Annotated in this window: 11 protein-coding genes, 1 pseudogene, 1 riboswitch and 1 other annotated feature; of the genes and pseudogenes, 10 read left to right on the top strand and 2 right to left on the bottom strand. The window is 46.4% G+C overall.

The genetic code is table 11. From position 1 onward, the window contains the following. The 9 genes and pseudogenes from V7Z60_RS05670 to V7Z60_RS05630 form a co-directional block, all read left to right on the top strand. Window positions 1–682, top strand: a 682-nt coding sequence (locus tag V7Z60_RS05670; protein ID WP_442918899.1) for an ADP-ribosyltransferase, incomplete at its 5' end; no start/stop codon positions are given. Window positions 683–689: 7 nt separating this feature from the next. After that, window positions 690–878: a hypothetical protein gene (locus V7Z60_RS05665; RefSeq protein ID WP_334116878.1), complete on the top strand. Its 189-nt coding sequence runs from the start codon at window positions 690–692 to the stop codon at window positions 876–878. Window positions 879–892: 14 nt separating this feature from the next. Then, complete coding sequence (locus tag V7Z60_RS05660) at window positions 893–1,252, top strand: YjcQ family protein (RefSeq protein ID WP_334116877.1); 360 nt, start codon at window positions 893–895, stop codon at window positions 1,250–1,252. 83 nt (window positions 1,253–1,335) lie between these two features. Beyond that, a pseudogene (locus tag V7Z60_RS05655) lies at window positions 1,336–2,040 on the top strand (DEAD/DEAH box helicase family protein); the annotation flags it as partial. A 462-nt stretch (window positions 2,041–2,502) separates the two neighbouring features. Then, a riboswitch (SMK box riboswitch) is annotated at window positions 2,503–2,593 on the top strand. Then, window positions 2,591–3,784 carry a methionine adenosyltransferase gene (gene metK, locus V7Z60_RS05650; RefSeq protein ID WP_334116876.1) on the top strand — a complete coding sequence of 398 codons (1,194 nt, stop codon included), beginning with the start codon at window positions 2,591–2,593 and terminating at the stop codon, window positions 3,782–3,784. It overlaps the preceding riboswitch by 3 nt. Window positions 3,785–4,024: 240 nt before the next feature. Beyond that, a complete protein-coding gene (locus V7Z60_RS05645) occupies window positions 4,025–6,430 on the top strand; it encodes a LysM peptidoglycan-binding domain-containing protein (protein ID WP_334116875.1) in 2,406 nt (801 codons plus the stop codon). A 62-nt stretch (window positions 6,431–6,492) separates the two neighbouring features. Beyond that, window positions 6,493–6,699 (top strand) — a binding site (T-box leader). Window positions 6,700–6,755: 56 nt separating this feature from the next. Next, a complete protein-coding gene (gene leuS / locus V7Z60_RS05640) occupies window positions 6,756–9,170 on the top strand; it encodes a leucine--tRNA ligase (RefSeq protein WP_334116874.1) in 2,415 nt (804 codons plus the stop codon). Window positions 9,171–9,401: 231 nt separating this feature from the next. Beyond that, window positions 9,402–10,754, top strand: a complete 1,353-nt coding sequence (locus tag V7Z60_RS05635) for an amino acid permease (RefSeq protein WP_334116873.1) — start codon at window positions 9,402–9,404, stop codon at window positions 10,752–10,754. Next, complete coding sequence (locus V7Z60_RS05630; protein ID WP_334116872.1) at window positions 10,741–11,463, top strand: pseudouridine synthase; 723 nt, start codon at window positions 10,741–10,743, stop codon at window positions 11,461–11,463. The genes V7Z60_RS05635 and V7Z60_RS05630 overlap by 14 nt, the downstream gene beginning before the upstream one ends. A 78-nt stretch (window positions 11,464–11,541) precedes the next feature. On the opposite strand, the gene V7Z60_RS05625 is transcribed toward V7Z60_RS05630, so the two are convergent. Beyond that, window positions 11,542–12,387, bottom strand: coding sequence for an NAD(P)H-hydrate dehydratase (locus V7Z60_RS05625; protein WP_334116871.1), 846 nt, complete (start codon window positions 12,385–12,387; stop codon window positions 11,542–11,544). 116 nt (window positions 12,388–12,503) lie between these two features. Between V7Z60_RS05625 and pepV the strand changes: the two genes are divergently transcribed. Continuing rightward, window positions 12,504–13,901: a dipeptidase PepV gene (gene pepV / locus V7Z60_RS05620; RefSeq protein ID WP_334116870.1), complete on the top strand. Its 1,398-nt coding sequence runs from the start codon at window positions 12,504–12,506 to the stop codon at window positions 13,899–13,901. Between the two features lie 63 nt (window positions 13,902–13,964). Here the strand turns inward: pepV and V7Z60_RS05615 are convergent. Beyond that, on the bottom strand, window positions 13,965–14,150 hold a 186-nt coding region (locus tag V7Z60_RS05615), incomplete at its 5' end, for a hypothetical protein (protein WP_334116869.1).

Here is a 14,150-nt window from a genome sequence, read left to right as displayed (position 1 = left end):
CGGAAGGGGCGTGCAGAATGCACACACTAAGGAGTGGAGAAACGAATCGAAAGTCGAACGTGAAAGGATTCGTAAATCAAAAGGCGATAATGGCTTTAGAAGGAAAGACAGCATTCAGACTGCAGCCGAAGCGGAGGCAAGGGCATTGGGATATAATCCGATTCCAACATCGAGAGCTGTTGAGCATTTAAGGAAAGAGGCAAGAATATGGCAAAAAGACTTGGAAGATGAAGAGATAAGGTCGATTAACAAATATACGTATAATGGCACAGATGATGATGGCAAGAAATTGTTTTTCAAAATCAATGAATATTCGGAAGGCCGTTATTCCCCGAAAGATGAAAGAGAAGAAGAAATCATTTTGAGAAATGCAGACAATATCGAGGTCGGCATATCGAAATTTAAACTGAAAGATGATATAATAGTATACAGGAATGATAAATTACCCCAAAAACTTAATAAGCGGTTGAATAAGTTTTTAAGTACTTCAGCTGTGCCAAAGGCAGTAATAGGAAAGGCACCCAATGTGGCAATTATTGTTCCTAGGGGAAGCAATGGCGGTTACGTTGAGTTGATAGCTGATGAAGCATATAGAAAGCAGCGAGAGTTCCTTATAAACAGTGGGGCTGATTTAGAGTTAGTGAAAAAAGAGGCTGGTTTATATATTTATAAATTGAGGTGATATTTTTATGTTAAGTAAGGAATTGGCTCGAAAATATTATCAGGAACGAATTGATTCAGAATCTTACGATGACTATACCGAAGAAGAACTACGTCTTCAAAAAGAAAGAGCAAAAAAATTAGAAGAGTATGGAAAGAAAAGACGCAAGGAACGTGAGATGAGAGCAGCCAGAAAAAAAGCTGACTTTCATTTGTAACGTGAGGTGCAAACATGGCTAAAGATGACTATGATGTGGTTGTCTTCAGAATACTCGTTTACTTGTATTCTGTTTTCAAAGGCAAACAGAATTTTAGGCAGAATGTTTTTCTGAAGGAAGTTTCCAGAATTGATGAAGAATATTTGAAACGGGTTCTGGCAATGATGAGTGATGAAGGCCTGATAGAGGGACTTCATTTTTGCAGAGCCTGGGGGAATGTAAGAATTCTGGTAAATGACTTGGCGGACATGTCGATTACCAGTGACGGCATACATTATCTGCTTGAAAACAACAGAATGAGAAAAATAAAGGAATTTCTGTTGAACCAGTCCGGAACAATGGCTGGCTTAATCGAAATGATATTTGGCGGTTAATTAAGTTAACCGCTATTTTTATACTCTTTTTTGCCCTGTCATATGGCGTTAAACTGGGCAATACGATTGAAAGGAAGAAGGCCATGGCTGAAAAACGACTAGGCAATCAGAATCCTACTCAATCGGTAATTCTACCATACACTGAATCCTTGTCGGATGAAGCAATCGCAATATACGAAAAAACCGGGCTGAAGAGCTACCCGTGGCAGAAAAATCTTGTCAAGTCAATCATGGCTGTTGATGATGATGGTTTATGGGTGCATCAGAAGTTCGGTTTTTCCATACCCCGCCGTAATGGTAAAACGGAAATCATCTATATCCTTGAACTGTGGGGACTTAAGCACGGACTTAACATGCTGCATACGGCGCACAGGATCAGTACTTCCCATTCCTCTTTTGAAAAGGTCAAGAAGTATCTTGAAAAGATGGGAATGAAGGACGGCGAAGATTTCAATTCCATTCGTGCCAAAGGCCAGGAACGCATTGAACTGTATGAGACGGGCGGAATTATCCAGTTTCGTACGAGGACATCCAACGGCGGACTTGGCGAAGGATTTGATTTCCTCGTTATCGATGAAGCACAGGAGTATACGACCGAACAGGAATCGGCACTCAAGTACACGGTGACCGACAGCGACAATCCTATGACAGTCATGTGCGGGACGCCGCCTACTCCTGTTTCTTCCGGGACTGTTTTTGTGAAATACCGCGAGGCATGTCTGTTCGGCCAGGCTAAATATTCCGGTTGGGCGGAGTGGTCTGTTTCGGAAGAAAAGGAAATCGATGATGCAGGTATTCTTGTATAAGAAGATTTGTGGGAATAGGATTGACTTTGTGATTAGTCAACTGTCACACGGAAAAAAGACGCAAAGAATATGAAAAAAGAGACGAGAGATTATATTGAAATTGCATGCTCAATCATCATAATCATATTGTGCATTTTAACTTGGATTTTCAAATAGGAGGTTAATATGATGGAAACGGAAGCACAGAAAAAAGCTACCAAAAAATGGAATGACGCAAATAAGGCTCACAGGAACTATCTCAGTTTTCCGTGGAGCGGCACGAAGCTTTATACGCAATAAGGCGACCAGAGATGACCTGTTGGAGCTGCGGAAAATGATTGAAGAGAAACTGAAGGAATGACGAAAATACACTGTCAATATCCATGCAGTTCTTGAATTGAAATTCATCGCACTTATCCGGGACTTAAACTTTTTTACTAATTGCCGATACATATGGTATAATCTAAGCGTTACAACTCATTCCCGATAGGATTCACTGCGCTTGGTGAAGATGCCTTGTAACCACAAATATAATGAATGGGGGAATTTTACTATGTCAGAAAGACATTTGTTTACGTCAGAATCAGTTTCAGAAGGACACCCGGATAAAATTGCCGATCAGATCAGTGATGCAATTCTGGATGCATTGCTTGAAAAGGATCCTAATGCCAGGGTAGCGGCTGAAACAACTGTAACAACCGGATTGGTAGTCGTTGTTGGAGAAATTTCAACGAGTGCCTACATTGACATTCAAAAAGTAGTTCGTGATACGATTAAGGGTATCGGCTACGTCGGCGGAAAGTTTGGCTTCGATGGCGATAACTGCGCCGTTTTGACTGCAATTGATGAACAGTCGGCCGATATTGCAATGGGTGTTGATACTTCGCTAGAAACCAAAAACGGTGAGGTTGACCCGCTGGATCAGATCGGCGCCGGCGATCAGGGATTGATGTTTGGCTATGCCATTGATGAAACGCCTGAATTCATGCCGCTTCCGATTGCTCTCAGTCACCGTCTGATGAGAAAGACGGCCGAGGTTCGCAAGAGCGGCGAACTTCCGTATCTCGGGCCTGATTCCAAGGCTCAGGTTACGGTGGAATATGATGAGGATAACAAGCCTTTGCGGGTGGACACGGTGGTCCTGTCGACCCAGCACCTGGAAGACGTATCTTTGGAGCAAATCAGAAAAGACATTAAGGAGCACGTGATTGACAAGGTGATTCCGGCAGATTTTTTGGATGACAGGACAAAGTACTTCATCAATCCGACGGGACGTTTCGTAATTGGCGGTCCTCAGGGTGATGCGGGACTTACCGGACGCAAGATCATCGTTGACACTTACGGCGGGTTTGCACATCATGGCGGCGGTGCGTTCTCAGGCAAGGATGCGACTAAGGTTGACCGTTCCGCAAGCTATGCGGCGCGTTACATCGCAAAGAACATCGTGGCTGCAAAAATTGCACCGCAGGTTGAAGTTCAGCTTGCATACGCGATTGGTGTGGCACAGCCGGTATCCGTTTCGGTTAATACGTTTGGAAAATGCAGCGTCAGCGATGACGAATTGATTAAGGCGATTCGGAAATGCTTTGATCTTCGCCCGGCCGGCATCATTGAAATGCTTGATTTGAGGAGACCGATTTATAAGCAGACTGCTGCTTATGGACATTTCGGGCGCACGGATGTCGATCTTCCATGGGAACATCTCGATAAGGTCGATGAACTTAAAGCAGCACTGAATTTAAAATAAGCGATACTTGTTCAAGAGTCTTGACTTCATGTTGAGGCTCTTTTATTTATTGACAGATAAAAATATATAATTGTGAATTTGTTAAATTGTTTTAAATATAGTTGAGCGAATTATGAAGTTATGTCTAAATTATAAAGAATATAAAAGCGGGAGGTGTTTTTTTAACTTTGACAGTTAAAAATCTGATATAATCACTTTGTAGTGTTATTTACGAACGATAGAAAATAAGGTGGGACTCAAATGAAAAAGAGAAAAGAGCGAATCGAACGGGAGAAACAGGCCCAGGCATTGCAGAATATCCGGTCTGTAAAGAAAGCTACGACCTACATTGGGACCACTGTTTTGATGGGGACCGCCGGTTTTGCGCTAGGCAGCAAGGCCAGGGTTTCGGCTGATACCGTTCAGATCGACAAGAACGGACAAACTAACGGCAATCAGCAGGATTCAAGTCAGGCATCGTCTGACGAAACGCAGCAAGCAGCGGCATCTTCATCGGAGTCTCAAAATAATACGGTCGGACAAACGCAGCGTTCCGAACAGCAGGCACAGCAGACTAATCAGCAGTCTGCTGCTCAAAATCAACAGACTCAGCAATCGGTTCAGACGGACCAGACAGGACAGGATCCTCAGACCGAGACTCAGGCGGATGTCAGCACCCAGCAGGCAGCTGCCGGCGTTCCGATGGTGATGGCGGTTCAGACGAATACGAGCTATTCGGGCAACGTGCAGAGCTTTTTGAACAATGTTGCTCCGGCAGCGCGTCAGGTGGCAAATGCCAGGGGACTGTATGCATCATTGATGATTGCGCAGGCGGCCCTTGAAAGCGGTTGGGGCGGAAGTTACCTTTCGACTGCCGCATATAATCTGTTTGGCGTCAAGTGGAACGGCTCCGGGGCATACATCAATCTGTCGACGCAGGAATATTATGGCGGAGCATATCACACGGTAATGGCACGTTTTCAGCGTTATTCAAGCTACACGGAATCGTTGAATGCGTATGCTGATTTGATCTGCAGTCATTTTCCCCGTTCGACCAAGGCTCAGGCTTCGAGTTATGCCGTGGCCGCGCAGAATTTGCGCAACGGCGTCTACGGGACGTATGCAACGGACCCGAGTTACGCATCAAAGCTGATTTCCGTGATTGAAAGGTACAATTTGACGCAGTATGATACCGGAACGGTGATGAAACCAGTTTCGAATAATACGAACAGCAATAATAACAATAACAATAATTCAAATTCGAGCGTTGCCACGAACGGAACTTACACGGCCGTTGCCGGTGACAGCTTGTGGGGGATTGCGCAGAAATTCGGGATGACGCTTGATGAGTTGAAGAAGGCAAATGGCCTGACGAGCAACAATCTCTACGTGGGTCAGACGTTGAAGGTCAGAAAGTCCGCCCAGCAGAACACGAATAACAACGATACGAATCAAAATCAAAATTCGAACGGCAACAACAATGATCGTCCTCAGCAGATGATTACGAATGCCGAGACATATACGGTCAAGTCAGGCGACAGCTTGTGGAGCATAGCAACCAAGCACGGCTGCAGCGTAAATGACTTGAAGAGCTGGAATCATCTTTCATCAAATCTGATTCATGTCGGTCAAAAGCTCGTCGTTGGTCAGAAGAAATCGACTGTTCAGCAGCAACAAGGGCAAAAGGAACCTCAGCAGACAACGAGCAATGGAACTTATACGGTCAAGTCAGGCGACAGTCTCTGGAAAATTGCGACGGACCACAACATGAGCGTGTCTCAGCTTAAGAATTTAAACAAGCTTTCCAGCGATATGATTTTTGTCGGTCAGAAACTGCTGGTATCTGAGAAAAAGCAAAGTGCACCGGCGCAAAATCAAAATAAGCCGTCACAAAACCAGGTAATCGGGACTTCGACTTACACGGTCAAATCAGGCGACAGCGTTTGGAAAATAGCGCACGAATACGGCATGAGCATGAATGAACTGACTTCATTGAATGGAATCAAAAACAATCTGATTTTTCCTGGTCAGGTTCTCAAAGTCAAATCCAGTGCCAGGACGGGAAACGTTTCAAAATCCGAAACAGGCGGTTCAGGGAATCAAAATGCAGCAGGCAACGGCAGCAGTTCAACTTATACGGTTAAGGCCGGTGACAGCGTCTGGAAGATTTCGCATGAACATGGCATGAGCATGGATGAATTGAAGTCGCTGAACGGATTAAGGGACAACCTGATTATTCCGGGACAGGTTCTGAAGGTCAGGGGAACTTCTTCAAATACCAGGCAGGCAGCTGAAACAAAAACAGGCTCAAAGGAAACGGCAGCAGCGGGTGCGACATACGTTGTCAGAGCCGGCGACAGTTTGTGGGCAGTTGCAAACAGTCAAGGGCTGACGGTTGCGGAATTGAAGCGAATCAACGGGCTGTCTTCTGATACGATCTATGTCGGTCAAAAGCTTAAAGTGACGCAGAAATCTTCCGTAAATGCAGAAACGTACGCCAAGAAGACTAATGTTTCTGACAAGTCCAAGAAGAAATACACGGTTAAAGCCGGCGACAGTTTATGGCGGATTGCTGCTGACAACAAGACGACCGTCAATAATCTGAAGGCGGTGAACCACCTGGCAGGCGATACGATCTACGTGGGTCAGACACTGTATTTAAATTAAGTTTTGTCAATTCGGTTTAAAGACTTGAAAAAACAGTCCGATTTTGCTAATATTAAAGCAATATTTGAACGCTAAGAAGGATTATTAGAAGGACGAGATTTGTCAGAGAGCGTGTGGTTGGTGTGAACATGCAGATTGAGTGCTTCGAACTCGCCTTTGAGTTTCCTGCTGAACATGGAGAGGTAGGCAGGGACGGTATCTCCCGTTATGAGAAAAAGCGTCAGCAATTGCTGGAACATAGGTGGTACCGCGATTTATTCGTCCTATATGAAGTGAGAACTTCGTGTAGGGCTTTTTTTATTTACTACAAGGAGGAAGTTTCAAAATGGCTTACGATCACAAGGCAATCGAGAAAAAGTGGCAGCATTACTGGGAAGAACACAAGACCTTCAAGACAAGCGAAGATCCTGACAAGAAGAAATTCTATGCACTGGACATGTTTCCCTATCCGTCCGGTCAGGGACTTCACGTCGGACACCCGGAAGGATATACGGCAACGGACATCATCTCACGCATGAAGAGGATGCAGGGATACAACGTCCTGCATCCGATGGGATGGGACGCCTTCGGACTTCCTGCTGAACAATACGCATTGAAGACGGGAAACTCTCCGCGTGAGTTTACGAAGAAGAACATCAATAATTTCCGCCGTCAGATCAAGTCATTGGGCTTGTCGTACGATTGGGACCGTGAAGTGAATACGACTGACCCGTCATATTACAAGTGGACGCAGTGGATCTTTGAGCAGATGTACAAGAAAGGTCTTGCATACGAAGCTGAAATTCCCGTCAATTGGTGCCAGGAACTCGGAACTGTCGTTGCCAATGAGGAAATCATCGACGGCAAGACGGAACGCGGCGGGTATCCGGTCGTCAGAAAGCCGATGCGTCAGTGGGTTTTGAAAATTACCGCATATGCGGACCGTCTGATTGATGATCTGGATGACCTTGACTGGCCTGAAGCAATCAAGGATCAGCAGCGCAACTGGATCGGCCGTTCCGTCGGCGCTTCCGTGAAATTCGGCGTCTGCGGCCACGATGACAAGCAGATTGAAGTCTTCACGACCCGTCCTGATACGCTTTTTGGCGCATCGCTGCTGGTTTTGGCACCTGAACATGAATATGTAAGTTCCTTAACGACTGCTGAGCAAAAGGAGGCAGTCGATGCCTACGTTGATCAATGCGCTCACAAATCAGATCTTGAACGTACCGATCTTGCAAAGACAAAGACCGGCGTGTTTACGGGAAGCTACGGCATCAATCCTGTAAACGGCGAGAAGCTTCCGATTTGGATTGCAGATTACGTTTTGGCATCTTATGGCACTGGTGCGATCATGGTTGTACCTGCCCATGATGAACGTGACTATGAATTTGCCAGGAAATTCGATTTGCCGATCAAACCGGTTATCGAAGGCGGCAATGTTGAGGAAGCGGCCTATACGGGAGACGGCAGGCACATCAATTCCGGCTTTTTGGACGGACTCGGCAAGAAGGAAGCCATTGACAGGATGGTTGAATGGCTTGAAGAAAAAGGCGTCGGCAAGAAGAAGGTCAACTATCGTCTGCGTGACTGGACATTTTCCCGCCAGCGCTACTGGGGCGAACCGATTCCGGTCATTCATTGGGAAGACGGTGAAACAACGCTTGTTCCCGAAGACGAACTCCCGCTTCGTCTGCCAAAGGCAACGGACATCAAGCCGTCCGGCACAGGTGAAAGTCCGCTGGCCAATCTTGATGACTGGGTAAACGTTGTCGACAAGAACGGACGCAAGGGCAAGCGCGAAACGAACACGATGCCGCAATGGGCAGGAAGTTCGTGGTACTTCCTGCGCTATGTTGATCCGCACAACCAGGGCCAGCTTGCAGACTATGACAAGCTCAAGCACTGGATGGCGGTCGATCTTTATGTCGGCGGGGCCGAACATGCCGTTTTGCACCTGCTTTACGCACGATTCTGGCATAAGTTCCTGTACGATCTGGGTGTCGTTCCTACGAAGGAACCGTTCCAAAAGCTGGTCAACCAGGGAATGATTCTTGGAAACAACCACGAAAAGATGTCCAAGTCGAAGGGCAACGTCATCAATCCTGATGATATTGTCGAGCAGTACGGCGCAGATACGCTTCGTCTCTATGAAATGTTCATGGGACCTCTGGAAGCATCCAAGCCATGGAGCGAAGACGGGCTGAACGGTGCCTACAAGTTCATCAACCGTATCTGGAATCTGATCATCGATGAAGATGACAACATGCGCGACCGGATCACGACGATCAATGAAGGCGAGCTTGACTTTGCCTATAACCAGACGGTCAAGAAGGTTACTGAAGACTTTACGAAGATGCACTTCAACACGGCCATTTCGCAAATGATGGTTTTCGTCAATGACTGCTATAAGGCAGATTCCCTGCCGCTTGAATACGTTGAAGGATTCGTCAAGCTTCTTGCTCCGCTCGTTCCGCACCTGGCAGAAGAGCTTTGGACCAAGCTCGGTCACGTCGGAAGCATCGCTTATGCAAAATGGCCTGAATATGATGAATCGAAACTCGTTAAAGATGAAGTCGAGGTCGTCGTTCAGGTTAACGGTCGTGTCCGCCAGCACTTGAAGGTTTCAAGCAGCATCACGAAGGAAGAGCTTGAAAAGGCTGCGATGGCAGATGAACATGTCAGGGAATTCGTTGAAGGCAGGAACGTGGTTCGCGTCATTGCAATTCCGGGCAAACTGGTCAATATTGTCGTAAAATAATGAGTATCATTGAATTCCTGCTGACGTTCAGCAGGAATTTTTGTTAAAAGCGAACTTTAATGATGGAGTACATTTATTTAAGAAGCTAAAAAAGAAGAATTCAAGTCATGATAAGTTAATTTGTGTCAGAATGCGAACTAAATACGGATTAAGAGCGTTCGATGAACCCTCATCCCTTGATTAATGCATAAATATTTACTATAATGATAACAAATTATAGGGGGTAAGGATTTGAACAACGAACTATCACGAGCACTGACACACAGGCACGTTCAGATGATTGCAATTGGCGGGGCAATCGGAACGGGGCTGTTTCTGGGCTCAGGAACAGCAATTCAAAAGGCCGGTCCGGCGATTATTCTGGCGTATCTCATTGCCGGCATCTTTTGCTTCTTCATGATGCGCGCAATCGGCGAACTGATCTTATCCGATCTGTCGAAGAATTCATTCATAGAATTCGTACGCGAGTATTTGGGGCCGCGCTTCGAATTCATCGTCGGATGGACGTATTGGCTTTGCTGGGAGTCTTTGGCAATGGCAGATTTGACCGCAAGCGGGATTTATATCAGGTATTGGTTTCCGGGAATTCCGCAGTGGCTGACGGCTTTTTGGATAATCGTTTTGCTGTTGGCGTTTAATTTGCTGAGCGTCGGGGCATTCGGAGAATTGGAGACATGGTTTTCAAGCATCAAGGTTCTGGCAATTCTGGCATTGATCGGAACCGGCGTCGTTTTGCTTGTGATGAAGGCCAAGGTCGGCGGACATGCTGTCTCGTTAGGCAATCTCGTAAGTTACGGCGGTTTTTTCCCGAAGGGGTTCAATGGACTGCTGGCAGCATTTCCGATGGTCATCTTTGCCTTTACTGGAATTGAGATGGTTGGTCTGACTTCCGGTGAAACGGCTGATCCGAAGCGCGATCTTCCGCAGGCGATCAATACTTTGCCAATCAGAATCGGACTTTTTTACGTCGGTTCGATGTTTGTTTTGATGTGCATTTATCCTTGGAATCAGATTGCAACGAATTCAAGTCCGTTTGTTCAGGTATTCAGCGGCATCGGCATCAGGATTGCCGCCGGGGTGATTAACTTCGTTGTCCTGACGGCTGCTCTTTCGGCCTGCAACAGTGCAATTTTCAGTACGAGCAGAACATTGTTTGTTCTGGCAAACAGCGGACAGGCTTCAAAGAAACTGGGCAAAAGCAATAATCGCAGCGTACCGGTCAATGCTTTGATTTTTTCAGCCTGCATTCTGTTTGTGATCGTTATTTTAAACTTTTTCTTGCCGGCTGCAATTTTCGAAATCATTTCAGGCATTGCAACGGTCAGTTTTGTTTTCATCTGGATTGTTCTGGTTGTCTGCCATTATAAATACAAGAAAAGCCGCGGAGGCGAACAGACGCTTTTTGCGATGCCTCTTTTCCCCGTTTCGAATTGGATCACGATCATCTTTTTCCTGGCGGTTCTGGTTTTGCTGGCATTTTCAAAAAGCACGCTGATGTCTTTGCTGTTTTCGCTTGTCTGGTTTGCATGTCTGGGAGCAGTTTACAATTTTTTCATAAAGGACAGTGAAAATGAGACTAGATAAATTTTTAGCCGAATGTAATCAGGGGACCAGAAGCGAGGTCAAGGTTCTGTTGAAGAGCAGGCGCGTAACGGTCAACGGCATGACGGAAAATTCAGGAAAAAGACAAATCGATGAGTTTTCAGACATTGTTTGTATCGATGGAGAAGAGCTTAGGTATCAGAGCTTTGCATACTATATGCTGCATAAGCCAAAGGGCGTCATCACTGCAACGGAAGATGCGGTTCAAGAAACCGTGCTTGACCTGATTGACAAGAAGGACTGTGTCAGGGGACTTTTTCCTGTCGGAAGACTTGACAAGGATACGACGGGGCTGTTGCTTCTGACGAATGACGGGAAGCTTGCACATGATTTGCTGGCACCAAAAAAGCATGTTGAAAAAATCTATGAGGCAAGGATTGAAGGAATCGTGACCGAGGCTGAAGTCGAGCTTTTTTCAAAGCCGATTGAATTGAGGAACGGTGAAGTTACCAAACCTTCCAGGCTTGTCGTCAAGAATGTTGATGAAGATGCCGGCATGTCAGAAATCGAGATTACGATTTCTGAGGGCAAGTATCACCAGATCAAGCGGATGTTTGCCAGTGCGGGGATGCACGTGCTGGAACTTAAAAGGATTAAGATGGGATCGCTTGAACTTGACGGTAGACTTGATCCTGGAAAATACAGAGCCTTGACTCAAACGGAGATTGAAGGACTTAAAATCAGCGACTGAAAAAGGCCACCGTCAGTTGGGCGGTGGTCTTTTTTTGAAGTCAGAATCAATATGTTTTCAAGAAATATGAGTGAATTTTCATAAAATTTGGCCGTTGCATCTATGTTTCATGTATTTTTGCAAATTATCGGAAATTTCACTCGGCAAAACAACGTAGCGCTCTTTTGAAAGTAAGGCAGCAATGTCGGAATGCGTGTAGACGGCGGCATCCAGGATCTGATCCTGATCACCCTTGAATTGAGCCAGGAAGGCCGCACAGATGCCGGTGAGCGTGTCACCCATTCCACCGGTTGACATGTATGGACCGCCGATTGTGAGCTTTGAGCATTTTCCTGAAAGGTGGTAGATTTCCGTACCGTGCTTTTTCAAAACGACATCAGCATTCAATTCAAGAGCCTTTGCCGCATTTTTTGCAGGAGTCTGCTCTGCCGGTCTTAAGCCCGAAAGTCTCTGCCATTCGATTTCATGCGGGGTAAAGATGATTTTGGCATCCGGCATCATTTTTTTCAGCCGGTCGTCCTCTGCAAGCATGGTAATGGCCGAGCCGTCGATGATCAGCGTCCGGTTTGCATTCTTCAAGACGGAAGAGAAAATTCGTCTGGCGGTCTCATCCGTCCCAAGTCCTGGTCCGACAACGACAACGTCTGCTTGGGAAACGGATCTGGACAGGTCGTCACTGTCGGTATAGTCAATGAACATTGCTTCAGGAACGCGCGTATGAAGCGCCGTGAGATTATCTTTGTGCGAAATGCAGGTAGTCAGTCCGGCTCCGGCTTTGACGGCAGCCTGTACGGCCATGATTGCCGCACCGCCCATATTGGCATTGCCTCCGACGACTGAAACTCGGCCAAAGGTCCCCTTGTGACCGGTTGCGATTCTTTTTTGAATAACGTTTACAACATCCTGCTGCGTAATGACGTGCATTTAAATCAGCCCTTCTTCGTTTTCTTCTAACATAATTCTTTCCAAATCAAAAAGCAAACGTAAAAGGCAGAAATATGGTAAAATTATCGTATGTATTTCTATTAGGAGGAATAAAAATGACAATTGACTGGAAAAAGGAAGCTGAGAATCGCAAGGATGAAATGCTTGCCGATTTGAAGACGATGCTTGAAATCGAAAGCGTCAGGGATGAATCAAAGGGAACGCCTGAAGCACCGCTTGGTCCCGGACCAAAGGAAGCCTTGGACAAGTTTCTTGAGATCGGGAAACGCGACGGGTTTGAAACGCTTGAACTTGATGGATTGGCCGGCCACATCGAATTCGGCGAAGGAAGCGAAACGATGGCAATGCTGGCACACGTTGACGTCATGCCTGCCGGCAAGGGCTGGAATACGGATCCGTTCAAGCCTGTGATCAAAGACGGCAATCTCTATGCGCGCGGCGCACAGGATGACAAGGGACCTGGAATGGCCTGCTACTACGGTCTGAAGATTATCAAGGAACTCGGACTCCCCGTTTCCAAAAAGGTTCGTTTTATTTTGGGAACCGATGAAGAAAGCCAGTGGCGCGGAATGACGCATTACTTTGAAAAGATGCCTCAACCTGACTTCGGATTTTCTCCAGATGCCTTTTTCCCGGTTATCAACGGTGAAAAGGGCAATGTCAGCTTCTTCCTGAACTTTGAGGGTTCAAACGGAGGTGACGTTGAACTTTTGAGCTTTGAATCAGGTTTGCGTGAGAACATGGTTCCGCGCGATTGCGAAGTCAGTCTGAATGCCGGGAATGCAGAAGAGATCATTGAAGCATTTGATGCGTATGTTGCGGGTCACCCGGTTGTCGGAACGGCCTTTATGGAAAACGGAACATTGTTCCTGCACATGATCGGAAAAGCTGCTCATGCCCAGGAACCGCGCAAGGGTGAAAATGCCGGCACCTACATGGCAGACTTCCTGCAACACTTCAATTTTGGCGGCGATGCCGAAAACTTCATCAAATTCACTGCAGAGTACTTGCACAAGGATTCGCGCATGAAGAATTTTGGAATTGATTTCACGGATGACGTGATGGGCGATTTGACGATGAATGCCGGCATCTTCTCATTTGAAGCAGGAAAAGGCGGCAAGATTACGCTCAACTTCCGTTTCCCTAAAGGAATGGACGAAAAGACGATTGAAGCTGGTCTTGAAAAAGTCGTTGCGCCGATGAACGTTTCCCTGGAGCAGGGAAGTGTGATGGTTCCGCACTATGTTTCACCTGATGATCCGTTGGTTTCAACGCTTCTTGACGTTTATAACCGTCAAATGGGAACAAAGGAAACCGGTAAAGTCGTCGGAGGCGGAACATACGGACGCTTGATGGAACGCGGTGTTGCATTTGGCGCCATGTTCCCTGATACGCCGGATACGATGCATCAGGCCAATGAATACGTTCCGGTTGACGTTTTGGTCAAGGCATGCGCAATCTATGCCGAAGCAATCTACGAACTTATCAAGTAGGAAACTAAAGGGAGACTTGGAAAAAACTATGTCTCGATCGAAAGCCCCGGGTGAAATTTGCAGTTAACTGCGAATTTCATCTGGGGCTTTGTTTTTGTATGCAACGTTAAATGTGTGCTTTGCCCGCAACCAGTGGTTGCCATTTACGGGCAAATCCCCCAAATTACCGTTTTGCCCGTAATCCCGTCTTGGCGCCTGACTGGGCAGGCGATTCTCAGCACTGTATTTAAAAAATAAGGTTTTCATGTC

It is taken from the genome of Ligilactobacillus sp., from assembly GCF_036846325.1.
Classification (GTDB): Bacteria; Bacillota; Bacilli; order Lactobacillales; family Lactobacillaceae; genus Ligilactobacillus.
The sequence above is the reverse complement of the archived record's forward strand: the minus strand, read 5'-3'. Positions and strand labels throughout refer to the sequence as shown.

What these genes read in the sequence shown, in the direction of transcription:
- V7Z60_RS05665 (WP_334116878.1), top strand. Translation starts at nt 690, where the DNA reads ATGTTAAGTAAGGAATTGGCTCGAAAATATTATCAGGAACGAATTGAT.
- V7Z60_RS05660 (WP_334116877.1), top strand. Translation starts at nt 893, where the DNA reads ATGGCTAAAGATGACTATGATGTGGTTGTCTTCAGAATACTCGTTTAC.
- metK (WP_334116876.1), top strand. Translation starts at nt 2,591, where the DNA reads ATGTCAGAAAGACATTTGTTTACGTCAGAATCAGTTTCAGAAGGACAC.
- V7Z60_RS05645 (WP_334116875.1), top strand. Translation starts at nt 4,025, where the DNA reads ATGAAAAAGAGAAAAGAGCGAATCGAACGGGAGAAACAGGCCCAGGCA.
- leuS (WP_334116874.1), top strand. Translation starts at nt 6,756, where the DNA reads ATGGCTTACGATCACAAGGCAATCGAGAAAAAGTGGCAGCATTACTGG.
- V7Z60_RS05630 (WP_334116872.1), top strand. Translation starts at nt 10,741, where the DNA reads ATGAGACTAGATAAATTTTTAGCCGAATGTAATCAGGGGACCAGAAGC.
- V7Z60_RS05625 (WP_334116871.1), bottom strand. Translation starts at nt 12,387, where the DNA reads ATGCACGTCATTACGCAGCAGGATGTTGTAAACGTTATTCAAAAAAGA.
- pepV (WP_334116870.1), top strand. Translation starts at nt 12,504, where the DNA reads ATGACAATTGACTGGAAAAAGGAAGCTGAGAATCGCAAGGATGAAATG.